This window comes from Nicoletella semolina (assembly GCF_004345745.1).
Classification (GTDB): domain Bacteria; phylum Pseudomonadota; class Gammaproteobacteria; order Enterobacterales; family Pasteurellaceae; genus Nicoletella; species Nicoletella semolina.
Window position 1 is genome coordinate 118348 of sequence record NZ_SLXJ01000005.1, and the last position, 24583, is coordinate 142930.

The 24583-nt window shown below is 40.7% G+C and carries 24 protein-coding genes and 2 tRNA genes; 17 read left to right on the forward strand and 9 right to left on the reverse strand.

The features are described 5' to 3' along the window. The 12 genes from EV693_RS04700 (at window position 1) to EV693_RS04755 (ending at window position 8837) form a co-directional block, all read left to right on the forward strand. Window positions 1–1959, forward strand: coding sequence for a ClpP-like prohead protease/major capsid protein fusion protein (locus EV693_RS04700; protein WP_132501223.1), 1959 nt, complete (start codon window positions 1–3; stop codon window positions 1957–1959). A 73-nt stretch (window positions 1960–2032) separates the two neighbouring features. Beyond that, window positions 2033–2191 (forward strand): hypothetical protein, encoded by a 159-nt coding sequence (locus tag EV693_RS04705; protein WP_165904879.1) that lies wholly within the window; start codon window positions 2033–2035, stop codon window positions 2189–2191. Further along, entirely contained in the window at window positions 2133–2669 is a 537-nt protein-coding gene (locus EV693_RS04710; protein ID WP_207906479.1) for a hypothetical protein, read from the forward strand. Before EV693_RS04705 ends, EV693_RS04710 begins: the two co-directional genes overlap by 59 nt. A 17-nt stretch (window positions 2670–2686) precedes the next feature. Next, complete coding sequence (locus EV693_RS04715; RefSeq protein ID WP_132501226.1) at window positions 2687–2935, forward strand: hypothetical protein; 249 nt, start codon at window positions 2687–2689, stop codon at window positions 2933–2935. Window positions 2936–2969: 34 nt separating this feature from the next. Further along, a complete protein-coding gene (locus EV693_RS04720; protein WP_132501227.1) occupies window positions 2970–3302 on the forward strand; it encodes a phage tail protein in 333 nt (110 codons plus the stop codon). Next, entirely contained in the window at window positions 3302–4033 is a 732-nt protein-coding gene (locus tag EV693_RS04725) for a phage minor tail protein L (RefSeq protein WP_132501228.1), read from the forward strand. The genes EV693_RS04720 and EV693_RS04725 overlap by 1 nt, the downstream gene beginning before the upstream one ends. 158 nt (window positions 4034–4191) lie before the next feature. Further along, window positions 4192–4419 (forward strand): hypothetical protein, encoded by a 228-nt coding sequence (locus EV693_RS04730; RefSeq protein WP_132501229.1) that lies wholly within the window; start codon window positions 4192–4194, stop codon window positions 4417–4419. Further along, window positions 4420–5175: a hypothetical protein gene (locus EV693_RS04735; RefSeq protein WP_132501230.1), complete on the forward strand. Its 756-nt coding sequence runs from the start codon at window positions 4420–4422 to the stop codon at window positions 5173–5175. It begins immediately after the preceding gene. A 69-nt stretch (window positions 5176–5244) separates the two neighbouring features. After that, on the forward strand, window positions 5245–6015 hold the full coding sequence (locus EV693_RS04740; protein WP_132501231.1) for a C40 family peptidase: 771 nt from the start codon (window positions 5245–5247) through the stop codon (window positions 6013–6015). Continuing rightward, complete coding sequence (locus tag EV693_RS09720; RefSeq protein ID WP_341802521.1) at window positions 5958–6728, forward strand: tail assembly protein; 771 nt, start codon at window positions 5958–5960, stop codon at window positions 6726–6728. Before EV693_RS04740 ends, EV693_RS09720 begins: the two co-directional genes overlap by 58 nt. A 375-nt stretch (window positions 6729–7103) precedes the next feature. Next, on the forward strand, window positions 7104–8354 hold the full coding sequence (gene gpJ, locus EV693_RS04750) for a TipJ family phage tail tip protein (RefSeq protein WP_243694575.1): 1251 nt from the start codon (window positions 7104–7106) through the stop codon (window positions 8352–8354). Window positions 8355–8486: 132 nt separating this feature from the next. Next, entirely contained in the window at window positions 8487–8837 is a 351-nt protein-coding gene (locus EV693_RS04755; RefSeq protein WP_132501232.1) for a hypothetical protein, read from the forward strand. 162 nt (window positions 8838–8999) lie between these two features. On the opposite strand, the gene uvrA is transcribed toward EV693_RS04755, so the two are convergent. After that, on the reverse strand, window positions 9000–11825 hold the full coding sequence (gene uvrA, locus EV693_RS04760) for an excinuclease ABC subunit UvrA (protein WP_132501233.1): 2826 nt from the start codon (window positions 11823–11825) through the stop codon (window positions 9000–9002). Window positions 11826–12013: 188 nt separating this feature from the next. Between uvrA and EV693_RS04765 the strand changes: the two genes are divergently transcribed. Beyond that, window positions 12014–12523: a single-stranded DNA-binding protein gene (locus EV693_RS04765; RefSeq protein WP_132501234.1), complete on the forward strand. Its 510-nt coding sequence runs from the start codon at window positions 12014–12016 to the stop codon at window positions 12521–12523. 320 nt (window positions 12524–12843) lie between these two features. Here the strand turns inward: EV693_RS04765 and EV693_RS04770 are convergent. Together EV693_RS04770 and EV693_RS04775 are read right to left on the reverse strand one after the other, a co-directional pair. Next, window positions 12844–12917 (reverse strand) — tRNA-Cys (locus EV693_RS04770). Between the two features lie 11 nt (window positions 12918–12928). After that, window positions 12929–13004, reverse strand: a tRNA-Gly gene (locus tag EV693_RS04775). Window positions 13005–13218: 214 nt separating this feature from the next. Here EV693_RS04775 and efeO point away from each other — a divergent pair. The 3 genes from efeO (at window position 13219) to EV693_RS04790 (ending at window position 17067) form a co-directional block, all read left to right on the forward strand. After that, complete coding sequence (efeO, locus tag EV693_RS04780) at window positions 13219–14031, forward strand: iron uptake system protein EfeO (protein ID WP_132501235.1); 813 nt, start codon at window positions 13219–13221, stop codon at window positions 14029–14031. Between the two features lie 8 nt (window positions 14032–14039). After that, on the forward strand, window positions 14040–15248 hold the full coding sequence (gene efeB / locus EV693_RS04785) for an iron uptake transporter deferrochelatase/peroxidase subunit (protein WP_132501236.1): 1209 nt from the start codon (window positions 14040–14042) through the stop codon (window positions 15246–15248). A gap of 112 nt (window positions 15249–15360) precedes the next feature. Beyond that, complete coding sequence (locus tag EV693_RS04790) at window positions 15361–17067, forward strand: FTR1 family iron permease (protein ID WP_243694576.1); 1707 nt, start codon at window positions 15361–15363, stop codon at window positions 17065–17067. A 121-nt stretch (window positions 17068–17188) separates the two neighbouring features. Here the strand turns inward: EV693_RS04790 and glnD are convergent, their stop codons facing one another. After that, window positions 17189–19804 (reverse strand): bifunctional uridylyltransferase/uridylyl-removing protein GlnD, encoded by a 2616-nt coding sequence (gene glnD / locus EV693_RS04795; protein WP_132501238.1) that lies wholly within the window; start codon window positions 19802–19804, stop codon window positions 17189–17191. A 15-nt stretch (window positions 19805–19819) separates the two neighbouring features. Next, on the reverse strand, window positions 19820–19945 hold the full coding sequence (locus tag EV693_RS09690; protein ID WP_279432611.1) for a hypothetical protein: 126 nt from the start codon (window positions 19943–19945) through the stop codon (window positions 19820–19822). Between the two features lie 69 nt (window positions 19946–20014). Here EV693_RS09690 and EV693_RS04800 point away from each other — a divergent pair, with 69 nt between their 5' ends. Beyond that, window positions 20015–20599, forward strand: coding sequence for a YceB family lipoprotein (locus EV693_RS04800; protein WP_132501239.1), 585 nt, complete (start codon window positions 20015–20017; stop codon window positions 20597–20599). A 155-nt stretch (window positions 20600–20754) separates the two neighbouring features. On the opposite strand, the gene asnS is transcribed toward EV693_RS04800, so the two are convergent. From asnS to rbfA, 4 genes are all read right to left on the reverse strand, one after another. Next, on the reverse strand, window positions 20755–22158 hold the full coding sequence (gene asnS, locus EV693_RS04805) for an asparagine--tRNA ligase (protein ID WP_132501240.1): 1404 nt from the start codon (window positions 22156–22158) through the stop codon (window positions 20755–20757). 160 nt (window positions 22159–22318) lie between these two features. Next, on the reverse strand, window positions 22319–23242 hold the full coding sequence (truB, locus tag EV693_RS04810) for a tRNA pseudouridine(55) synthase TruB (RefSeq protein ID WP_132501241.1): 924 nt from the start codon (window positions 23240–23242) through the stop codon (window positions 22319–22321). Between the two features lie 20 nt (window positions 23243–23262). After that, entirely contained in the window at window positions 23263–23712 is a 450-nt protein-coding gene (locus tag EV693_RS04815; RefSeq protein ID WP_243694577.1) for a nucleotidyltransferase family protein, read from the reverse strand. A gap of 175 nt (window positions 23713–23887) precedes the next feature. Then, complete coding sequence (rbfA, locus tag EV693_RS04820) at window positions 23888–24268, reverse strand: 30S ribosome-binding factor RbfA (RefSeq protein WP_132501242.1); 381 nt, start codon at window positions 24266–24268, stop codon at window positions 23888–23890. Window positions 24269–24583: the final 315 nt, after the last annotated feature.

The following is a 24583-nucleotide window of genomic DNA, read 5'->3' on the forward strand; positions in this document are numbered from 1 at the left end:
ATGAATTGGTACAAAATCCAAGCGAAAGGAAAGAACAGTGCCGAAATCGCAATTTATGATGAAATTGGCGGCTGGGGTATTTCTGCCCAGCAATTTGCCAATGATTTGAAAAAACTGGGCGAGATTAAACAAATAGCATTACACATTCATTCCCCAGGTGGGAGCGTGTTTGATGGTATCGCTATGTTTAATTTATTGAAAAATCACCCCGCAACCAAGACCGTTTATATAGATGGTCTTGCTGCTTCTATGGCATCGGTTATTGCGATGGTAGGTGACAAGGTGGTGATGCCTGAAAATGCAATGATGATGATTCATAAGCCGTGGGGAATACAAGGTGGGGACGCACAGGAGATGCGAAAATATGCGGATTTGCTCGACAAATTAGAAGCGACATTGATTCCTGCTTATGCGGCTAAAACAGGCAAATCCCACGAGGAATTAGCTGAAATGCTGGCGGCGGAAACGTGGTTTAGCGGCGTTGAGGCTGTTGAACACGGATTTGCCGACGAACTCGCCAAGCCAGTGAAGGCGATGGCACACATTCAATCTAAACGTTTAGGAGACTATCAAAATATGCCACAAGTACTTAAAACCATGTTGTTTACACCACAAGGCAATGCCAATCACCCGCCTGCTGCAGAGGTGCCTCAAGCTGCTGATCAACGCACGGTGCCAGCGGTCGAAAATACGCAAAATATTGCAGCCAACCCAATGACAGAACTAGCTCAACGCAACGCCACAATCAAAGCGACGTTTGCTGCATTTGGCGGTCAGTATGACAGCTTACTGGTAGATTGCTTAGCGGATTTATCTCTCAGTGCAGAACAAGCTAAAGATCGATTACTGGCAAAATTAGGTGAGGGGACAAGTCCAAGCGTGCCAAAACACCACATTTATGCCGGCAACGGCAATCTAGTTGGCGACAGCCTAAAAGCGGCACTGCTTGAACGAGCAGGTGGCGAGCGAGCAGAAAAAGGCAATCCTTATACGGGAATGAGTTTGCGTGAAATGGCACGTGCCTCATTAGTCGATCGAGGTGTGGGCGTGGCAGGACACAACGCAATGCAAGTAGTCGGTATGGCATTTACCCATTCTACGAGTGATTTTGGCAATATCTTGCTGGACGTCTCGCATAAGTCTTTGATGAAAGGCTGGGAGGAGGCGAGCGAAAACTTTGAGCAATTTACCACTAAGGGCATTTTAACGGATTTCCGCCCTGCTCACCGTGTGGGATTAGGGGAATTTGAAGGATTAGATTTAATTCCTGAAGGCAGTGAATACACCTACGGCACCTTATCCGACACCAAAGCACAAGTAGTACTGGCGACTTACGGTAAGGCGTTCTCTATTACTCGCCAAGCGATTATCAATGATGATATGAATTTGCTGACTAAAATTCCGCACAAGATGGGGCGAGCAGCACGGGCAACCATCGCCAATCTCGTGTTTGCTCTTTTAACAGGCAATCACAAAACCGCAGATGGCAAGTTGTTATTTAGCAACGACCACAAAAACTTGATTGAAAGTGGCAAGCTGGATTTAGCCACGATTGATAAAGCGATTGGTTTAATGAATGGGCAAAAATCCTTTGATGGCAGAACCCAACTTGCCATTGATCCAGATTATTTGCTGACCCCAACTGCATTGCATACCCGAGCAAAACAGATTTTAGGCTCAAGCAGTGTAGAGGGGGCAGATATTAATACAGGGATTATTAATCCGCTGCAAAATATCGTACCGATTTTAAAATCGCACCGCTTACAAGCGGTCAGTGCCACAGATTATTATTTAATCAACAAAGAGGCGATTGAGGTATCTTACCTTGATGGCATTGAAACGCCATTTATCGATCAGGTTCAAGGGTTTGACATTGATGGGGTAAAAACCAAAGTCCGCATTGATGCAGGGGTGAACCTCATCGATTATCGTGGCTTAGTTAAAGTCAAAACGGCATAAGCTGTTGAAGGTGAAAATTTATTACTCACTAAACCTCTTCATAGAAGAGGTTTTTTACTGACAAGGAGTTCTGATGAAAAATTTTATTCGTAATGGTGAAACCATTGAGTTTACGGCGAAAAAAGCCTTAAAAAGTGGCGATGTGGTAGTGATTGAAGAGTTGATTGCGGTTGTTGTCAATATTAGCCTACGCCAAATCACGCACACAATATGCCGTCTCGCCACAAGATGAACTCAAGGGCTTGTTCGACCCCAATCAAGACTTAGCCAATCAACAGGCAAAAGAATTAGCGATGTTAAATGCTTCCAAGGAAACAGAATTACGCACCATAGAAGAGTATGAAAAACGCAAGCAGGCATTGTTAGACCGTTATAGCAACGAACGCTGGCAAAAGGAGGCTGATGCTTATGCTCAAGGTTTAGGGCAAATTGGTGGGGCATTTGATGTGTTAGCGGGTATGGTAGAACGCTCTGCAGGTAAGCAATCCAGTGCTTATAAGGCGATGTTTGCAATCAGTAAAGGCTTTGCGATTGCGGAAGCGTCGGTAAAACTCTCGCAAGCGGTGATGCAAGCAATGTCAGACCCTAGTGCATTAACACCCGCCCAAAAATTTGCCAATATGGCGGCGATTACCTCAGCAGGCATTGTTCACCGTGGCGAATATGTGTTAATAAAGAAGCGACGGCACGCCTTGGGCGAGGGTATTTAGATTACTTGAACTATGGTGTGGCTCGTGGGTTTTCAGGTGGCGGTGGGGTGGGTGTGCCAGCTGTCCCTGCCGTGCCGTTTAAGTCGAGTTCATCTTCAATGCATAATGATGTCTCGATTACGATTCATATCGACAATCAAGGCAATGTAAAAAATAGCCCAGAACAGACCGCTCAACAAGCCAAACAGCTTGCCCAGTTAATTCAAGCACAAGTCCTTGATGTACTGTCTAAGCAGCAACGCAGCGGCGGATTACTGGCTCACTGATGATTGTATCAATAACGTTTTTGCAGGTAACCCAATGACATTACAAACCCTTCCCTTTTTTCCACAGCCACACTATAGCGTGGAAAGTAAGCCACGCAGACAGGTTAATCAGTTTGGCGATGGTTATCAACAACGCTTAACGGTCGGATTGAATCCGTTAGTGCGGCGATATAACTTAAATTTTAATCTCAAGCGACAACAAGCGGTCAAATTAGCGGATTTTTTTGCAACACACGCAGGGGTAAAAGCCTTTTATTTTCGAGAATGCCTTGAGGGTGAGCAAGTCAAAGTAGTCTGTCCCCAGTGGACACAAAAAATAGGTAGAAGCCATACGCTGTTTGAATGCGAGTTTGAGGAGGTGATTTAATGCCTAAAGCATTACCTGAAAAAATGCGGCAAGCCTTGCCAAAACTGGAGCAAAACGCTCTGATTGAATTGTGGGAAATTGATTTAACAGGATTGCGTGCCAAAAGCGATAATCGCCTTGGTGAGGTATTACGCTTTCATAATGGCACAACACAAGGCGGTGGGAATATCTTCTGGCAAGGGCGTGAATTCCAAGCCTATCCCATTGAGGTGCAAGGACTAGAAGCGTCAGGGCAAGGACCGAGTAACCGTCCATCATTGACGCTGTCTAATCTGTACGGCTTGGTGACCACGCTGGTGTTAGAGTTTGAACAAGGCATTGGGGCGAAAGTGATTCGCCGACAGGTTTACGCACAATTTTTAGATGCAGTAAATTTCCCAAACGGCAATCCACAAGCCGACCCCACCCAAGAGGCGGTAAGCGTCTATCTGATTGAGCAGCTAAAACAGCTCAACGAGCAAGTCGCCGTTTTTGAACTGGCACTGCCTGCAGAAACCGATAATGCTCGCATTCCGCTACTGATGATTACCTCTGATACTTGTATCTGGCGTTATCGTTCAGCGGAATGCGGTTATACAGGGGGAGCGGTTGCTGATGAATACAACAAGCCAACCGATGACCCCAAAAAAGACAAATGCAGCCACTGCTTACGTGGTTGTGAATTGCGTTTTGGCAAAAATGCCATTTTGCCTTTTGGTGGCTTTCCTAGCACAACACAGTATGGGGCTTAAACAAAAGCGATAGGCGATGATAAGCTGACTTAATAATTAGATTTGTGAATCAGATCACACAACTTTTAATTGTATGTAGATTCAAAGTGGTTTAACATATCTCTCATAGCAAGGGAGCTCATCTTGATGATGAGCTTTTGGTATCTTAGGGGCGGATGATGAAAAAACTTACAAACTATTTTGTAATAAAAAAAACCAATGAACTGGTTGATAAAATCTATGTAAGATTGTTTCCATCAGAAGTTCTTCCCGAAACGGTGGAGAATGGTTCATTGGTATTTCATAAAAATGGAAATGTTTCTTTAAATTATAATGATGAGCAAGTCAGAAATAATATTAAGAAGCATATGAAATCCCTTGAAAGAATTACGGTGGAAAAACACTAAGTGGCAATCCTAGCAGTTATGCTCATTTTAATTCTTGGATATTATTATTCAAGTAATTATCTACCTGAGCGTTTTAAATTAAAGCGGAGTGCTGGTTGGGAATCTTATGTTTTATTGGGTTCTCACGGTATAAAATTTGTTGTCAGAGGAACCCTTTTCGTATTAGTTATGTGGGGATTCCTTTATGCTTTGTCGGCTTTGTTAAATATCTTCACTTATTTCGGCTTTAATTATCAACCCTTTTCATTGGAGCGTTATTTAACGACTGATATTTTAGAAATTAAGGTTTATTATTTTCTGCTTGCATTAGGTGCTACTGTAGCTTGTCAAACAGAGCTTAACCAGAAAAAATTTGATGTAAATCGAATTTATCAAGAGATGAGCAGTGCGAATAATATTGTTAATTTGCTTTTCTCTGCAATGAGTTCCCAAACTCCAGTGAAAGTTTCACTAAAATCTAAAAAAGTGTATGTTGGTATTGTTTATGGGACTCAATTCTCTTCTGCTGACCTAGAAAATATTGTTATTATTCCTTATTTAAGTGGATATAGGGATAAAGATAAGTTGCATATTATTTTTGATTGTAATTATCTACCAGTGTACCAAAAATACAATATATCCCATTCTGAAAGTGAAGAAACTCTAAATCTTAAATATTTTCGAAACGTTATTAGAGTGTCAGAAATTGAATCAATATCCCTCTTTGATATGAAATACTTTGATGATTTTGAACGTGTAGTTGAAGCAGAAGAATAATGTAGTAATCATTTAAATTCTATTGCCCATTTAGGTTTCCCTAGATGGGCTTTTTTATTGGGGCAAAATATGAAAATACCCGATCATCTAAAAACAGAAATCCTCTCCCACGCCAAAGCCACAGTGCCACAAGAAGCCTGTGGCTTTGTTGTTTCTCGCTATCAAGATAGTGAGTTGATTTATCTACCTTGTGAAAACGTAGCACTCGATCCTGTCAATTATTTTGATATTGATGCCGATGATTTTGTACAAGCGGAATTACAAGGCGAGATTGTGGCGGTGGTGCATTCGCACCCAGATAGCGACACCGAAAAAGGCTTGCCTTATCTATCCACCGCAGACCGAGAGTGCCAAGTTCAGTTAAATCTGCCGTTTTGGTTGGTGTGTGACGGTGAGTTGCAAATTTTCCGCCCTATCGCACCGCTGATTGGGCGTCGCTTTGAAAACAACCAACAAGACTGTCGCAATATCATTTTAGATAGCTATATGTTAGCAGGGCGTGATATTCCAGACCGCTCACGTTATGAATTTAACTGGTTTGAGCAAGCCAATTTATACGAAGAAGGGTTGATTGCGTGGGGATTTGAACGGCTGGCATTTGATGCTGCTCCACAACTAGGCGATGTCATATTGCTGCAAATTGGCAGTCCTGTTGCGAATCACGCAGGCATTTACTTAGGCAATCAAATGATGCTCCATCACAGTCAAGGGCGTCTATCTGCTCGTGTTCCCTACGACGGCTCGTGGCTTTCCCATACCCATTCCATCTGGAGAGACAAACAATGGCAACAATTATCTTTCACGGCAATCTTAAACGATTTGGCACTCACTTCACGCTAGAGGCAGAGACCTTTAGCGAATTGATGAGCGGTTTACTGACCCAGATTAATGGACTAAGACAGCAGCTACAACAAGGCTATTACAAAGTTCGGTTAGGCAAAAACCGCTATTTAAGTGAAAGCCAAATAAAAACCAATCCCGCTCTACAATTAGCAAATAATGAAACTATTCACTTGACGCCTGCAGCCTCAGGGGCAGGGAGAGGTTTTAATTTTGGTCAAATTATTGCGGGTGTGGCTTTAATTGGAGTGTCGTTGTGGAACCCTTTTGTATGGTCGGCTGCGGGAGCCACGTTAGGTTTATCAGTTGGGGCTTCCTTGGCAATCAGTGGTACGATTGGTCTACTGACTAAACCGCCTGAAATGGCGAAAGTTGAAGAGGGAGAAAAACAGCAAAGTACTAGCTTTTCTAACTTACGCAACCTCACCCCACAAGGCAGACCGATTCCGCTGCTTTACGGCAAAATGATGACCAGTCTTGTCTTGATTTCGCAAGGGATAGAGAGTTTTGATGACGCCGTTGATGTCCAAAAGCCAATGATAGACGAACAAAGCAACGCACAACATCAGCAACAAACAAGGGCAAGGGAACGAGAAGAACAAGAGAGGGCGAGAGAAGATAATCGAGATAGTAGAGAGACACGAGAGCAAGAAAGAGCCGAACGAGAAGAGCGTAGACGAGAAAATGAACGTATGTATAACGAGTTGTTTTAGTTTGACACGATTTTGATAATTTAACCCAAAAACAAACCCCAAAGCGTTTGCCGCCCTTTGGGGTTTTTCATATCCACTTAACCACACTAAGAGGACATAAATTAGAGTGAATTCTAACATAGTAAATTTTTTAAACAAGTTTTTAACGAGCTTAAAATTGAGAGAGCGTATGAGCGAACAAGGTGCAGATAAAGCAGGAAAAGACATCTCTTCTGGCATTAAATTTTTCTTTTGATTCGCATACTCGACACCTTCGACTTAACGCTAATGCCACTTAACAGGCTGACACTCAAGTACGAACTAGTTAAAGAAATGCAGTTTGCGATTGATGATGCAGAAAAAGTCGCTCGTCAGCACGTCAGAAATCGCTTCTAATTGCAAAAAATTAAACACAACCAACCGCTTGTGAAACATCAAGCGGTCTTTAGCATACCTGAAATTTACCCCACCGCTTGTAGAAATACAGGCGGTTTTTTATGGAGAAACACTATGGGCGGAAGCAGCAAAAAGGGGAAGACGCCTTATGAAGCCCCTGATTCGCTAAAATCAGCTCAACGGCTGCGCGCCATTGGGCTAATTTCATTGGGACCGATTAGAGGACCTGTGACAGAAGATGCATACCAAAGCGTGTTCTTTGATAATACGCCATTAAAAAATGCACACAATGAATGGAATTACCTTAATACAGAGATTGCTTATAACGAGGGAACACCAGACCAGCTTCCCCTTGAAGGCTTTGAAGCTTCAGAGCGTGAAGTGCCTGTTGGGGTAGAAGTGAAAACGGCGTTGCCGCTTTCTCGTGCGGTCATCGATCCTGATATTACACGTCTTCGTATCACCTTAGGCGTAAATGCCTTGTTTAGCCAAGACGATGAAGGCAATACGAACGGGACAACGGTTGAGCTGGAAATTTTAATCAATAACCAACCGCTTTTAACACCTCGTATTGAAGGCAAATCTTCATCTCGGTTTTTTCGTAGCTATATTTTAGACAATTTACCGCCTCGCCCCTTTACGCTGACGGTAAAGCGACTAACGGCAGACAGTAAAAGTCAGCGATTGCAAAATGGCACATTTTGGTCAAGTTATACCGAAATCATTGATGCGAAATTAAGCTATCCGAATATGGCGATGGTGGGGATTAAAACCGATTCTCGTTACAATGCGAATTTCCCCAATGTGAATTTTTGGCTGTACGGTCGTTTAATTAAAGTGCCAGCGAACTACAATCCAGATAGCCGTACCTATAGCGAAGGATTATGGAAAGGGGATTTTAAGCTGGCGTGGAGCAATAACCCTGCGTGGGTATTCTATGACTTGGTCAGCAATAAACTCGCAGGGTTGGGGCAACGCCTTGGTGATTTTGGGGTAGATAAGTTCCAGTTATATCAGATTGCCCAATATTGTGATGAACTGGTTGATGATGGATTTGGCGGCAAAGAGCCTAGAATGACCGCTAATCTTTGGATTACTGAGCAGCGTGATGCGTATGCCGTTATTTCGGATATGGCATCAGTGTTTCGAGCGTTAGTCGTGTGGAATGGGACGCAACTGACCGCTATAATGGTCACTATTATGTGCCACAGTATTACCTCCATAGAACAGAAACAGCATTGGTGGAAATAAAGGAAGACAAAATGCTAAGTTATCCACCTGACGTTGTCGTTTTAACATTTCAACTTAACGATATACAACAAATACATAATTCTTTTATCACACACAGCTATTAACTTTTTTAATAATCCTAGGAGAAAACCGATGAAATACATCGAAAAAAATATCGAAGATGCCCAAACAGGTGCAAAAGTAACTTGCCACGCCATATCGGGATTGAATGTTGATTATCTTAATCACTCAACCCACATTTCAGTCGCAAGTTACGTCTCAGCACAAAAGAAAAGTGAGGGCAAACTCTCACTTTCTATCAACACCTTCACCATTCCAGCTGTGCCAGATTGGTCGCAAGTCCCCTATGAATGGGCATTAAATGAACTGATTAAACCGCAACCTGAAGATTTTGAGCCTGAAAATTACGCAGGCTATATCAATCCTTATCTGTTTAGTGGAGGTAAATTAAAACAGGAGAGTGAGTTAGATGAGATGAAATAGCAGAAAAAAAACATAAAAAACGTTCCGAAATAAAAGCTAACTATCTGATAAATAAAGTTGTTTTTACTAAAAATAGCTATCTTTTCGGAACGTTTTGTTGATTCTGTGATTGAATATTATTATATTTATCAAGTTTCTAGTGAAATCTCACCGCTTATGCAGTTATTTTTTTGCGAGAACAGCTTTTAAGAAGCGTGCAGTATGAGAAATAGAGCTTTCAGCAACCTTTTCAGGTGTACCTGTTGCGATGATTTCCCCTCCGCCACTACCACCTTCAGGACCTAAATCGACAATCCAATCAGCAGTTTTTATTACATCTAAATTATGCTCTATAACCACAATCGTATTGCCTTGGTCACGTAGCCGATGCAGCACGGAAAGTAGTTGTTTAATATCTGCAAAATGCAATCCTGTTGTGGGTTCATCTAGAATATAGAGTGTTTTCCCCGTGTCTCGTTTAGATAATTCAGTTGCTAGCTTGACTCGTTGAGCCTCGCCACCTGACAGTGTTGTAGAAGATTGACCAAGGCGGATATAGGATAATCCGACATCAATAAGTGTTTGCAACTTTCTTGCAATCATTGGAATGGCATCAAAAAATTCTCGAGCTTCTTCAACTGTCATATCTAGCACTTGGTGAATTGTTTTGCCCTTATAGCGGATTTCAAGCGTTTCACGGTTGTAACGTTTTCCTTTACAGTGATCACACGGCACATATACATCGGGTAAGAAGTGCATTTCGACTTTGATCACACCATCTCCTTGACAGGCTTCGCAACGTCCGCCTCGAACATTGAAGCTAAATCGTCCGACATTATAACCCCTTGCTCTGGCTTCTTGCGTACCTGCAAATAGCTCACGAATGGGGGTGAATAATCCTGTGTAAGTTGCTGGGTTCGAACGAGGTGTGCGACCAATCGGGCTTTGGTTAATGTCGATCACTTTGTCAAAATGTGCTAATCCATCAATGGATTGATAGGGGGCAACATTTTGGTTTTCAGCTCGGTTTAGTGCATTTTGAGCAATAGGAAATAACGTATCATTAATTAATGTGGATTTTCCAGAGCCAGATACGCCAGTAACACAAGTGAACAAGCCCACAGGAATTTCTAGATTAACTTGTTTTAAATTATTACCACTTGCTCCTTTCAATGTAAGTAGACGTTTTGGATCACGAGGCGTTCTTTCGAGTGGAATTTCAATCCTTTCTTGACCAGAAAGAAATTTTCCTGTGATCGAGGCTGCATTTTGCATAATTTCAGCGGCATTGCCTTGAGCGATAATTTGCCCACCGTGAACGCCAGCTCCAGGTCCAATATCTACAATATGATCAGCCGCCAAAATCGCATCTTCATCGTGTTCGACTACGATAACTGTGTTACCAAGGTTGCGTAAATGTAATAAAGTATTCAACAGACGTTCGTTATCTCGTTGATGCAAGCCAATAGAGGGTTCATCAAGTACATACATTACCCCAACAAGACCCGCTCCAATTTGGCTAGCAAGTCGAATACGTTGAGCCTCACCACCTGATAATGTTTCTGCTGAACGAGATAATGAAAGGTAATTTAACCCCACATTGACTAAAAATTGTAAACGATCACGGATTTCCTTTAAGATTTTTTCTGCAATTTGTGCTTTTTGTCCTGAGAATTGCAGTGTTTCGAAAAATTGCAGAGCCTCTCCAATACTTTTTTCAGATACCATCGGCAGGTTAGTTTGTTCAAGAAAAACGTGGCGAGCTTCTTGACGAAGACGAGAACCTTCACAACTGATACAAGGGCGATGATTGATATATTTAGCTAGCTCATCTCGCACTGAATTAGATTCTGTTTCTTTATAACGTCGAGCCATATTGTTTAATACGCCCTCAAATTGATGAGTACGTTTAACGGTGTCGCCACGATCATTAATATAGTGAAACTCAATCTCCTCTTTTGAACCATTGAGAATAATTTGTTGAACTTTTTTAGGCAGATTTCCGAATGGCTGTTCTAGATCAAATTGGTAATGTTTTGCTAGAGAGTTAAGTAAGCCAAAGTAGTAAAAACTCCGTTTATCCCACCCTTTAATCGCACCATTTGTCAGAGAAATATCTCGATTAACCACTTTATTTTCATCAAAATATTGCTGCACCCCTAATCCATCACAGCTAGGACAAGCACCAGCAGGATTATTAAAGGAAAATAAACGAGGCTCTAATTCCGTTAAAGAATAGCCACATTCCGTACAGGCAAAGCTAGAAGAAAAAATGAGTTCGGGAGAAGTTGGGTTGTCCATATCTGCAATAATTGCCGTAGAACCTGATAAATCAAGGGCGGTTTCAAATGATTCGGCAAGGCGAGTTGCAATATCCTTTCGAACTTTAAAGCGATCAATAACAACCTCAATGGTATGCTTTTTTTGTAATTCCAACTTAGGCGTATCAGATAAATCGCAAATCTCGCCGTCAATTCTAGCTCGAATATAACCATTAGCGGTTAGATTTTCCAATAATTTTGTATGCTCGCCTTTACGATCTTTCACAACAGGTGAAAGTAACATCAAGCGTTTTCCTTCAGGTTCTTCTAAAACACGATCGACCATTTGTGAAATAGTTTGAGCGGTCAGAGGCATGTTGTGAGTCGGACAGCGAGGCTCGCCAACACGAGCAAATAATAAGCGTAAGTAATCGTGAATTTCCGTAACCGTTCCAACGGTTGAGCGAGGATTATGCGACGTTGATTTTTGTTCAATAGAAATCGCAGGCGAAAGTCCCTCAATGTGATCAACATCAGGCTTTTCCATTAATGATAAGAATTGACGAGCATAAGCTGAAAGCGATTCAACGTAACGGCGTTGCCCCTCTGCATAGAGGGTATCAAAGGCAAGAGAGGATTTTCCAGAGCCAGATAGTCCAGTAATGACAATAAATTTATCACGAGGGAGCGTGAGATTAATATTTTTCAGATTATGGGTTCTTGCCCCTCGAATATCAATATATTGCATAGCACCTTCTTATGTTGTTTACTTTTTATGAGCAGTTTTTTGTAAGTAAAGTATTTTATTTAAAAATTTCGATGATTATCGCATAAATTATATAACTGTACAAAATATCAGTTTTACTAGGTGATTTTTTTTTGAAAATAGGGCAGAATAGGGCAATTTGATTTAGGATATTCCAAGAGGATTTTTCAATGGCAGGTATTAATAAAGTAATTATTGTAGGCAATTTGGGCAACGATCCTGAAATGAGAACGATGCCAAATGGCGAAGCGGTTGCAAATATTAGTGTGGCAACCAGCGAATCGTGGACAGATAAAAATACAGGTGAACGCCGTGAAGTAACTGAATGGCACAGAATCGTATTCTATCGCCGCCAAGCGGAAGTAGCAGGGCAATATTTGCGTAAAGGTTCTCAAGTTTATGTTGAAGGGCGTTTAAAAACTCGCAAATGGCAAGATCAGAATGGGCAGGATCGTTACACAACAGAAATTCAAGGCGATGTTCTTCAAATGTTGGGGGGACGTAATCAAAATAGTGATTTTGCTGGCAATCAAGGCGGTTGGGGAAATTCTACACCTGCTGGACAAAATCCCCCTTCTTATCAGCAATCAACTCGACCACAGGCGACTCATACATCAACATCAGGAACACCTCAAGCTGAACCGCCAATGGATAATTTTGATGATGATATTCCTTTCTAGGAATATAGCCCATATGGGTTGATTTATTCTATGAATAAATTTTTTCTCCGTTTTGCCACTTGTTTAGCATTTTTACAAGTGGTGTTTGCCTCGTCATTGCAAAAACTCTCTCTTCTCTAATGAGGTTGGTAAGGTAGATAAATTTGCCTTTAATAAACGAGATTTGCCGTGGGCGTATTAAATAAAATAGGATAATGAATTCTGTTATTTCTTATCATAGATTGTGAAATAACTTTATAATTCTACAATTTCGAACTGACTAAAAGAAGTATCTTAATTAAGGTAAGGGGTTTTATTTAAGTTTCATAGATAACTATGAATGGAGGCGTGTCCCGGAGTCGAACCGAGCTACATGGATTTGCAATCCAGTGCATAACCGCTTTGCTAACACGCCTGAGATAAAAATGGAGCGGGAAACGAGGCTCGAACTCGCGACCCCGACCTTGGCAAGGTCGTGCTCTACCAACTGAGCTATTCCCGCATTTGGAAGTGTCTTCCAATAAAGCGCGTGCATTCTCACTAATTTTACTTTTACTGTCAATCATAATTATAAATCGACGTATCAAATGTTTAAAAAAGCTCCATTTTGATGTTTTTTTATTAAATTTGGTTGTTAATGATTGCTAAAGAAGAAATGATCATTATAAAATAATAGTAGTCATTATCATTTTTAATTATTTAACTAAGGGGTAATTATGCGTGTAACATCGGTAGCAGCGTTATTAGCTGGTTTTTTAGCCGTTAATTCAGTAAATGCAATTGATTTATCGACAGAGGTTTCTGCTTATAAACAATTTGTTGTTGGCGAAATTGATCAATTGGTCGCTAAAACGCAAGATTTTGTAAAATCGCTTAAAAAAGGCGATGTACAAAAAGCGAAAAAGATTTATCCGCTTGCTCGTATGCACTTTGAACGTTCAGAGCCGATTGCTGAAAGTTTTGGTGATTTAGATCCTCGTATTGATGCACGTTTGGCTGACTTAGAGGAAGAAGGACAGAACGAAAAGGATTGGTCGGGTTTTCATAAAATTGAAAAGATATTGTGGGAGCAAAATACGACTAAAGGCACTGAGATGGTTGCTGAACAACTTTTAAAAGATGTAAAAGAATTGCGTGCAAAGGTACCAACGGCAGAGGTTACACCTGAATTAATGATCACTGGTGCGGTAGATTTATTAAATGAGGTATCGACTAGCAAAGTAACAGGTGAAGAAGAAATTTTTTCAAAAACAGACTTATATGATTTTAAAGCTAACATTGAAGGAGCTGAAAAGATCTACGCTATTTTCAAAACAAAAATTGAGAAAAAAGATGCGACCCTTGCGAAAGAAATTGGTGAGCGTTTTGCTGCGGTGAATCAATTATTAGAAAAACATAATCAGGCAAAAAATGGTTATGATTATGTTGGTTACGATAGGCTAAGTCAAAATGATGTGAAAGCACTCGCAGAAGCGGTGAATAAATTAGGTGAACCGTTAGCACAAATGGGTGTGATTTTAGCTGAGTAGGAGGATAGATGAACGACTTACCAATTAAGGGGCGTCGGGCGTTTATTAAACAAGCAATGGTAGCAAGTGCTAGTTTAGTCGCTAGCACGAGCTATGCTAGTGCGAACGCTTCGGCTCTTTCCAATTCTTTAGGCATTCCTTTTTATGGGAAACATCAAGCAGGTATTGCAACCCCCGCTCAAAAACATATCTATTTTATTGTGCTAGATTTGCATACTGAAGATCTTGCTAAGATAAAAAAATTATTTCAGTTATGGACAGATTACAGCGTGAAATTAACAGCGGGTCAAAAGGTTCGCTCTTATAGCGATAATCGTTATATTCCACCGAATGACACAGGTGAAGCGGAAAGTTTGGCGGCTCACCAATTAACACTCACATTCGGCATTAGCCCCGATTTTTTTGAAAAATTGAATATTTCTCATTTAAAACCAAACGAGTTCAACACTTTGCCACATTTTCCTCGTGATCAATTACAAGAGCGATACATCAAGGGGGATATTTGTATCCAAGCCTGTGCTGATGATCCTCAAGTCGCATTTCACGCTGTGCGTAATCTTGTGCGAGCAGGGCGAGGTGAGATTACCCCTCGTTGGAGTCAGATGGGATTTAACTCTTTTGAAGGTAACGACACTCCTCGAAATTTATTTGCATTTAAAGATGGTACGGCGAATCAAACTTCTGAAAAAGAGCTTAATAATGCCGTGTGGTATCAAGGAGACAACTGGCTGAACGGTGGCAGCTATTTAGCTGTTCGTCGCATTAAGACTTTCCTTGAAACGTGGGATCGCACCAACTTGGCTTCGCAAGAAGAAACCTTTGGTCGCCACCGCCATTCAGGGGCGCCGATGGGCGGAAAAGCCGAGTTTGAAGCGGTTGATTTAGACAAAAAAGATGCAAAAGGCAATTTGCAAATTCCAGAAGATTCTCACGTTCACCTTGCTAAAAAAACAGGTATGACAATATTAAGACGTTCTTTCTCTTATGCCTCAGGGGTTGATGAACACGGACAGCTTGATGCAGGTTTACTCTTTATTTCTTTTCAAAACAGCCCAGAGCGTTTTATCAAACTTCAAAATAGTTTTGGTAATACTGATAGGCTCAACGAATATATTACGCATATTGGCAGTGGGTTATTTGCCTGCTTTGCTGGCGTGAAAGAGGGCGAATATTTGGGGCAAGCACTGTTTGAGCAGGCATTGTCTAAGTCTAAATAAGGGTTATCCAGCCAGTAAACCTCATAAGCGGTCAGTGGATTTGTATTTTTTGCAAAATGCTGACTATCAATATACACAGCTTGAGTAATAGAACAATACAATGAGACGATTTATGTTAAGTAGCCTTTTATGGCTACTTTTTATTCCTGCATTATTCGCTAATACCGCTGAAAAAGTCGCAACAAAAGTGGACGTAAGTGGTTTATTTGTACAGCTTTCTGATGCAATGGAAGCGGTAAAAAAAGATCAACTTAGTCAAGTGGAACCTCATTTATCTGCGTTTGAAAAAGCATTTTTGGCTTTAGAAACTCATCAATCCCCTGCAGGAAAACGGGTACAAAGCCAGTTAATCACGACTAAAAAACATAAAAATTTGTCCGAACTGGAAGCTTTATCAAAAGCACTTTATCAGTTTGAAAAAGAGCAAAATCCTGTTGATTATGCCCAAAAACGCCAACGTTTTATTAAGCGAATAATGCCTGTGTTTCATAAACTTCAGCAAGCGATTGAGCATCAAGATAATGAGCTAGCACAACAGGCGTACAAGAGGTTTAATACGACTTGGACAGTGAATGAAAAAGTGGTTCGAGAAACCAGCCTAGGGCATTACGGACAGATAGAAACTGCGATGACACTCATGCGAGTGGCACTGCTTTCTGAACCGATAAACTGGACAGAAGTGAAGCAGCAAGTGGTGAATTTAGGCAATGCTTTAGCTGATTTTAATGCAGGTAATGTGTTACAGCCTGCTGTCTCAGCCGACCCAAATGCACCTCAAACCTTGTCAGAGGGTATTGCGTTATTGGATCAGGCTTATGCTGCCTTTAGTCAACATCAAGTCGCTAAAGGCAATGCAGCAATTCGCTTATTTATTCAGCAATGGGCGATTTTTGAAGGCGAAGTGCGAACTCGAAATGTTGAGCTTTATCAAGCAATTGAAACTGAATTGCCACTGCTGATCGCTAAAGGTGATCAACTTGATGAGTTGCAAAAATTCTCACATATATTAGCTCGTTTGAAGACATTAGAACCTGACAGTCCTTACGGAGTGGTTGATGCGTTATTCATTTTATTGCGAGAGGGCGTAGAAGCCTTAATGATTATTATGGCGTTAATCGCCAGTCTTAATGTGGCTAACCTGCCACAAGCGAAACGTTGGGTTTATGGTGGTGCAATAACTGGTGTTGTTGCGAGCGTGATAGGGGCTATAGCTTTACAACAGTTGTTCCCAGCAATAACAGCAGGTACAAATCGAGAAATTTTAGAGGGAGCCGTTGGGGTTTTAGCTGTGATCATGATGTTAATCATTGGCGGCTGGTTACACAGCAAATCCTCAATCAAAGGCTGGCAGAAATTTGTCGAGAATCAAATCAACAAAGCACTCGCTACAGGAAGTTTGTTATCAATGTTTGGCTTAAGTTTTCTATCGGTCTTTCGAGAAGGAGCGGAAACTATTTTATTTTACGCAGGAATGTTGCCACGCATAGCGTTAAACGATTTTATACTGGGTATTTTAGGGGCATTGTTGCTGTTGGCACTTATTGCGTGGTTAATGAATTATCTCACAATATCAAGTAAGAAATGGCTGCCTATTCATCAGTTGTTTAACGTGATGACGTGGTTGATTTATGCTCTTGGTTTTAAGATTTTAGGTGTAAGTATTCACGCTTTACAACTCACCAATATGCTACCAATAACAGCCATCGATTTTGCACCCAATATGCCTATCCTAGGTTTTTATGCCACAGAGCAAGGCGTCGCAGCACAACTGATTTATCTACTTTGTATCCCCTTGATCAGCCGCTGTTTTAAAAAGTAGCGGTCAAATATGGGCGAAATTTTGCAAACTATGGTTTTTTAATAGATTTTGCAAGTTAGGATCGCTCTTTAATTTCTCCCAGTTTTAATACGACGGTATCTCTAATGACATACTCTCCGATTTAAACTGTCAATTCAGCTATAATCGCTTGTTTTAGCTGCAGCTGTTGTTCTAGGGTAAGGGCTTGGCAGGACTTTGTCGTCAGTACGAAAAAGTCCTCCGCCCGTTCGCCTGTGGTGCTGATTTTGGCGTTGAGTAAATTAAGCTCCAATTGGTTAAAAATATGCCCTATTTGTACCAATAATCCTTCTCGGTCTGAGGTCGAGATCTCACAAGCGGTCTGATTTGGCATGGAATTTGCAAAAAAACGTATCTCGGTTTTGTGTTGAAATGTGTGATGTTTAATCATTTTTTTGCTTAACGGTCGCCAATCTTTGCTCTGATTGATTGTTGATAATAGTGCTTTTTGGATTTGTTGGCAGCGTTGTAAATTCAATGCTTTTCCGTTTTGTTCAGCCACGATAAAGCTGTCAAATACTAAGCTGCTTTCCCCTGTCATAATTTGTGCATCAAGAATACTCACTTTTTTTTGATTTAAGCTGTGAGCAATGCGTGTGAACAGTTGAGGCTGGTCTTGACAATATACGAATATTTCTGTCGCACCTCGTGCAAATTGATTGCTGATAAGTACCATTGGAATGCGAGGCTTTTTTGAGAATGAGAGGGCGTGCCAAACGAGCTGCGTTGGAGTATGCCGCATAAAGTAGTTTTCTGGGCATTGTTGCCAGAATTGTTGGCTAAATTGATGTTGCTGTGGGGTAAGGATTAATTTCAATTGCTCTTGTGCTTCGTTGCGATGTGCAATCGCTATTTTTTGATAATTAATCTGCTTTTCGCCTAGCTGTAATTGATGCTGCGTGAGTTGAAAAAGATCTCGAAATAGTGTGCGTTTCCAATCGTTCCAAAGGGTTTCATTGGTCGCACAAATATCCGCCACGGTTAGGCAAGTCAATGCCATCAGAGCGGTTTGATTTTGTACAATTTTTGCAAATTCACGAATAATGCTTGGATCGTGAATATCTCTGCGTTGTGCGGTAATAGACATTGTGAGATGTTGTGCCACTAGCCATGCCATTTCATCACTTTCGTGTGGGGTAAATCCGTGTAGTTCAGCAAATTGCTGAATATCTTTTGCCCCCTCTTCGGCGTGATCGCCACCTCGCCCTTTGGCTATATCATGAAAAAGGGCTGCAAGGTACAATAACGGTTTATTGGGCAAGGTTGGAAAAATGCGGCAGCAGAGTGGGTGCTTTGGAGCATTGTTGTTATCCAAAAAGCTCTCTAACTTTAGCATTACTCGAATGGTATGCTCATCTACGGTATAGAGATGAAACAAATCAAATTGCATTAGCCCTTTAATTGACTGCCATTGCGGTAGATAAGCGGAGAGTACGCCAAGTTGGTGCATTGGGGCAATGGCTTTTTTGACAAAATTTGGTTGAGAAAAGAGGCGGATAAAACGCTCTCTTGCTTGAGGTTGATGGCTAAGTGGTGTCGTCAATTTTTGCAGGCTGAGACGCAGGTGCCGTAACATTAAAGGCGAGGCCGTGGTCGCTGGGTATTGTGTGAGATAGAAAAACAGATCCAAAATGCACAAAGGTTGTTGCTGAAAAATTGAGTAATGTTGGCAATCTATGGTTTGCTGTTGTATAAAAAAATGACAATCTAGCGGTCGCTTTTCGTGATTTTTTTGCAACGGTTTCTTTTGTTCCTCAAGGCTGCTTCCTTGTTGTTCAAAGCTGCTTAAGATAAGCTGGCAAAGTTGTGAAATGGATTGAGTCGCTTGATAAAATGTTTTCATCATTGCTTCAACCGCTTGGTTGTTTTGTTGTGTTTGGCTATTGGGTGTTTGATAGCCGAGCTGCTGACTAAGCTGTAATTGTCGATCGAACCGTAGGCGGTTGTCGTAGCGTTTAAGCTGCAAATGCAAACCAAAACGCATACGAAACAATACATTTTGGGCTTGTTTTAATTCGTCAAATTCTTCAGGGAATAGAATGCCTTTCTGATATAAATCTTCGAGGCTATGAATGCCGTAATGGCGTAGCATAATCCAACAAAGTAGGTGTAAATCACGCAATCCACCTGGGCTATGTTTTAGATCAGGCTCGAGATTGTAGCTGGTGTTATTATAGCGGTGGTAACGCGCTTGTTGTTCTTCTCGCTTGGCTTGTAGAAAATCACCGATTGCCCAAAAATCATCTTGATTAAGACGAATGAGAAGTTGTTGCCACAGACTAGCATTGCCACATAAAAACCGCCCTTCAAGCATATTGGTGGCGACTGAAATCTCGCTTTTTCCCACAGAAATACACTCATCAATCGTGCGAATGGCTGTGCCGAGTTGCAATTTGCAATCCCAAAGTAAATTAAATAAAGCAGTGCATTGAGCTTGAGTTGTTTCATCTAGCGGCTGTTCGCTTAAAATCAATATATCCAAATCCGACAGCGGAAACATCTCCTGCCGCCCATAGCCGCCAACCGCAATAAGAGCAAGATCTATTCGTTTATCTAAGCCATAATCCTGCCATAATTTTGCTAACCATTGATCGTAAAATGCACTGCGTTGTTGCAGTAGCTGAATAATATTTGTCTGAGCAAACTCGTTTTCGGAAAATTGTGCTTTTTGATGTTGATTGAAATGCAGTAATTCAATTTTAAGATTATTGGAATTCATTGCTACCTGTGGTCATTAGAATGTGATACTAGAACCAAGTCCTATCCCTACCCCTATTCCATCAGAACCGCCTTTTGCATTTATTCCAGCAGAACAGCCCGCTAGCGTTAAAATAAATAGTAGTACAAATAATTTTTTCATTGTAGAGTTTCTTATTCGGTAGTATTCACTGGTTTGACATTGCGTAAATATGCCACAAGGAGATTGAAGATGAAAGTGCTAAAAAAATTTATTCTATTTATTGTGTTACTTAGTGCAAATACCTTGCTAGGTCGTCATTTACATGCTTCTGTGTTTCACATTACAGAGCAAGAGATTAACCACTATTTAACACATCAACTCCCCAATAAAATTCCATTAAAAGATCAGATTGGAGTACCGCTACTGTTTCAATTGAAATACCATCTACATAATTTATCTACAAAAATAGGGCAAAACGAAGCACGAAAAGTAGAAATTTGGGGACAACTTGATAGTATTTTAAGCATTAAGGGCGAGCAATATCCGATAAACCTGAATCTCGTTATGGAAACGCTACCTTATTTAGATACAAATAAAGGCGCATTATTTTTGAAAGAAACTCGTGTTTTACATTGGAAAATCACACCAGAAAAATATCAGCAGCAGCTACAACCTTTCTTACCAATGCTCTTTGAGCAAGTAACAAACCTGTTGGAACATCAGCCTGTTTATACACTTGATGAAAATAAAATGAAAGAGGCGATGCTAAAACGCTTTGGTAAGACTCTCAAAGTTGAAAAAGGAAGATTAGCATTAGAAACAAGCATTTTTTAATTGATGTACTAGATAGAATAAGAGAAAAAATATGAAACAGATTGAACAAGTACATAATTTAGTACGTTAAATCAGCTTGGGGGAGAGAGAAATTTCTTCTTCAGATTTGATTTTTCTTTCGCTCCTTCTGCAAACATAAGGAGCGAAAGCGTATATTAGAAACTTGCGTTGCGTGGTGAGCGTGGGAATGGAATCACTTCACGGATATTTTGCAATCCTGTTACATACACAATTAAACGCTCAAAACCTAAACCAAAGCCTGAATGTGGGACTGTGCCGTATTTACGCAAATCACGATACCACCAATAATCTTCTGGGTTTAATCCCATTTCAAGCATTCTTTTATCTAACACATCTAAACGCTCTTCACGTTGCGATCCGCCAATAATTTCACCAATCCCTGGGGCTAATACGTCCATAGCTGCCACTGTTTTACCGTCATCATTTAAACGCATATAAAATGCCTTAATGTCTTTTGGATAATTTTTCACTACAACTGGCGATTTAAAATATTCTTCTGCTAAAAAACGTTCGTGTTCAGAAGAAAGGTCAATGCCCCAAGAGACGGGGAACTCGAAATTCTTCCCTGATTTTTGTAACACCTCCACTGCATCAGTATAGTCAATTTGAGCAAAATCTGAATGAATGAAGTTTTCAAGACGACTGATAACGCTACTATCAATGTGTTTCTCAAAGAATTTTAAATCATCTTTGCGTTCTTCAAGTACCGCTCGGAACACATATTTAAGCATATCTTCGGCTAATTTCGCATTATCTGCGAGTGTTGCAAAAGCAAATTCTGGTTCAACCATCCAAAATTCTGCCAAATGGCGAGTCGTGTTAGAATTTTCGGCTCGGAACGTCGGTCCAAATGTGTAAACTTTGCTTAACGCACACGCATAGGTTTCGCCATTGAGTTGCCCTGACACAGTCAAAAAAGATTCTTTACCAAAAAAATCTTCGCTAAAATCGACTTTTCCATCTTCACCACGAGGTAAATTTTCTAAATCCAAGGTAGATACACGAAACATTTCGCCTGCCCCTTCTGTGTCTGAAGCGGTGATGAGCGGTGTGGCTACCCAGTAAAATCCTTGTTCATGGAAAAAACGATGAATGGCTTGAGCCAGACAGTGGCGAACTCGTGCAACGGCTCCAATTAGATTAGTACGAGGGCGTAAGTGTGCCACTTCACGCAAATACTCAATAGAATGGCGTTTTGCAGCCATTGGGTAAGTATCTGGATCTTCAACCCAGCCAACAACCTCGACATTTTTGGCGTGTAATTCGACCGCTTGCCCTTGTGCAGGCGACTCGACAATGTTACCCGTTACAATCACAGAGCAGCCTGCGGTTAAATGTAACACTTCCTCTTGATAGTTTGCTGAATCATTGTTGATAATCGCTTGAATTGGATCGAAGCACGATCCATCATAGACCGCCAAAAATGACAGCCCTGCTTTAGAATCTCGTCGAGTACGCACCCAGCCACGCACAGACACTTCTTCGCCCACGGCAATTTTGCCGTTTAGGATTTCAGAAATAGATGGAAAAATTGCCATTATTACCTCTTGGTTATTCTTAATTTACTTGTATCTAAACGCATCTACAGAATGCGATATTTTACTGGAAAATCACGCCAATCAAAAGCACTACGCTATTTTTATTTCTTCGGTGTTGTCCCCTCGCTATTTCCGTAAACGGAGAGAGGGAAAATAAAACTTAGGAAAAATTTACTAACCGAGTTGGGCGTATTACATTATCCAATAGGATCTCCGCAATCCCAATAAACTCGCCAACGGTCGAATAAAGACGAACTCGACCTTGCAATTTATCTGGATTTTCAAATTTTATCCGTTGCCCAAACTTAACGGCTTGTTCCTGTTGTGTGGTTAGTATGAGCTGAGCAAAACCTGATACAGCAGAATCCATTGGTAATAATAATGTATCCAATTTAGCAAGCGGTTGGTTTTCGGCTAAATTTTGCAATTCTGCTAATGTCATCATTTTATCAATAGGATAATTGGCTACCGCCAAGCGGCGAAGCACAGTAACGTGAGCGCCACAACCTAATTTTTCGCCTAAGTCATCAATCAATGTGCGAATATAGGTGCCTTTTGAGCAGTGTACTTCAAGGGTCAGAAAGGGAGCCTGATAAGAAATAAATTTCAGCTCAAAAATAGTGATTGAGCGAGCGTCTCGTTCAACGCTAATACCAGCTCGAGCATATTCATACAGCGGTTTACCATTGTGTTTTAATGCAGAAAACATAGTTGGCACTTGTAAAATATCGCCTCGAAAGTGTGCTAAAGCAGCAATAATATCATTTTCAATAACAAGAATATCACGACACTGCACCACCTCGCCTTCTGCATCAGAGGTATCTGTTCTTTCGCCCAGCTTTGCAGTAACAATGTAGCGTTTATCTGAATCCAGCAAAAACTGCGAGAATTTCGTTGCCTCGCCTAAACAAATTGGCAACATACCTGTTGCCAATGGATCTAATGCCCCCGTATGTCCTGCTTTATTGGCGTGAAATAAACGTTTTACTTTTTGTAACACCTCATTAGAGCTTGCTCCTTGTGGCTTATCCAGTAGAAACACGCCGTGAATATCACGCCCTTTTGCTTTCGGTCTTCTGCCCAAAATTATTCTCCCTCTCTGTTTTAAGCGACACCTTGATGAATAATTGCATTATTTACAAAGCCACGCCTATATTTAATATGGCTTTGGATATTTTTTTCTGCATCTTTTTTATCCCAAATTTGCAGCTCCCAAGGATAGTCAAAATGGCTTTGATTTTTAAAATAAATGTGAATACCAATGTATTCTTCTTTGTCTCGTAAATACCAGTTTTTCAAACTATATTTTTCTTTCCAATCATCAAGACGTTCCATTATTGACATAATATCTTGTGTTTCAACAATGATCCTCGCACCAAAAATATCATTCAAGATACTGTTTACAGGGTAGCCTTCACTACGTTCTTTAAAACGAGCAATTTTATCCAAAATAGACTCTGATGCTTTTACTCGGTAAAAATAAGCAATATCATAAAGATCAGCTCGAAAGAGGTAATCATTGATTGATTCGTGTAAATTTAAACGGTACCTCAAAACATGCTCAACAGGTACTTTGGCTAATGTATGTTTTAAATTGACCTTTTCTATTTTTCCTGTTTCAAAATAATCTTGGGAAAATTGATAATGTAAAAAGTTAATTTATTCAATTAAACGCTCAATTTTAGTCATCATTCCTTTATTCCTAAAGGAAAGAAAACTGATTAAAAGGCTATTCTTCCACGCTACGTTCTTGATCCTTACGCACTACATGAGTAACAAGATTTGACATTCGCATACCTTCAACTAACGATTGATCATAGACAAAACGCAACTCTGGCACAATACGCAAACGCATTGCTTTACCGAGTAAAGTACGGATATAACCAGAGGCTTTATTTAAGCCTTCCAATCCACTTTCAATGACACGACTATCTTCATCAAACAAAAAAGTAACAAATACTTTTGCATAGGCTAAATCACGGCTAATTTCTACGTCCGATACCGTTACCATACCGATACGAGGATCTTTGACTTCACGCTGTAAAATAACGGCAATCTCCTTTTGTAGCGCTTGTGCCACACGGTCGCTGCGTTTGAATTCTCTAGACATATTTTCTCCTAAATAAAGACTGTCAATATAAAAATAAAGGCACTGCAAATAGTGCCTTGATAGCAAGGATTATAGCCTAATTAGCGAGGGTTCGCTTTACTTTTCTTTCCCTTTTCCCCTACTTGTGTAGGGAGCTGTCTCAAGCAAAGAAAATTGATTTTAAATTTAGAATTTAGTAAGCTAACCTAGGTTTATGTTTTAAATCTAGACAATAGAGGATCTGTAGAATATGCAATCAAGCAATCAAGCAATCAAGCAATCAAGCAATCAAGCAATCAAGCAATCAAGCAATCAAGCAATCAAGCAATCAAGCAA

Excerpts from the sequence above, each read along its gene's own strand:
- EV693_RS04700 (WP_132501223.1), top strand. The coding sequence starts at position 1 with ATGAATTGGTACAAAATCCAAGCGAAAGGAAAGAACAGTGCCGAAATC.
- EV693_RS04705 (WP_165904879.1), top strand. The coding sequence starts at position 2,033 with ATGAAAAATTTTATTCGTAATGGTGAAACCATTGAGTTTACGGCGAAA.
- EV693_RS04720 (WP_132501227.1), top strand. The coding sequence starts at position 2,970 with ATGACATTACAAACCCTTCCCTTTTTTCCACAGCCACACTATAGCGTG.
- EV693_RS04725 (WP_132501228.1), top strand. The coding sequence starts at position 3,302 with ATGCCTAAAGCATTACCTGAAAAAATGCGGCAAGCCTTGCCAAAACTG.
- EV693_RS04730 (WP_132501229.1), top strand. The coding sequence starts at position 4,192 with ATGAAAAAACTTACAAACTATTTTGTAATAAAAAAAACCAATGAACTG.
- EV693_RS04740 (WP_132501231.1), top strand. The coding sequence starts at position 5,245 with ATGAAAATACCCGATCATCTAAAAACAGAAATCCTCTCCCACGCCAAA.
- EV693_RS09720 (WP_341802521.1), top strand. The coding sequence starts at position 5,958 with ATGGCAACAATTATCTTTCACGGCAATCTTAAACGATTTGGCACTCAC.
- EV693_RS04755 (WP_132501232.1), top strand. The coding sequence starts at position 8,487 with ATGAAATACATCGAAAAAAATATCGAAGATGCCCAAACAGGTGCAAAA.
- uvrA (WP_132501233.1), bottom strand. The coding sequence starts at position 11,825 with ATGCAATATATTGATATTCGAGGGGCAAGAACCCATAATCTGAAAAAT.
- EV693_RS04765 (WP_132501234.1), top strand. The coding sequence starts at position 12,014 with ATGGCAGGTATTAATAAAGTAATTATTGTAGGCAATTTGGGCAACGAT.
- efeO (WP_132501235.1), top strand. The coding sequence starts at position 13,219 with ATGCGTGTAACATCGGTAGCAGCGTTATTAGCTGGTTTTTTAGCCGTT.
- efeB (WP_132501236.1), top strand. The coding sequence starts at position 14,040 with ATGAACGACTTACCAATTAAGGGGCGTCGGGCGTTTATTAAACAAGCA.
- EV693_RS04790 (WP_243694576.1), top strand. The coding sequence starts at position 15,361 with ATGTTAAGTAGCCTTTTATGGCTACTTTTTATTCCTGCATTATTCGCT.
- glnD (WP_132501238.1), bottom strand. The coding sequence starts at position 19,804 with ATGAATTCCAATAATCTTAAAATTGAATTACTGCATTTCAATCAACAT.
- EV693_RS09690 (WP_279432611.1), bottom strand. The coding sequence starts at position 19,945 with ATGAAAAAATTATTTGTACTACTATTTATTTTAACGCTAGCGGGCTGT.
- EV693_RS04800 (WP_132501239.1), top strand. The coding sequence starts at position 20,015 with ATGAAAGTGCTAAAAAAATTTATTCTATTTATTGTGTTACTTAGTGCA.
- asnS (WP_132501240.1), bottom strand. The coding sequence starts at position 22,158 with ATGGCAATTTTTCCATCTATTTCTGAAATCCTAAACGGCAAAATTGCC.
- rbfA (WP_132501242.1), bottom strand. The coding sequence starts at position 24,268 with ATGTCTAGAGAATTCAAACGCAGCGACCGTGTGGCACAAGCGCTACAA.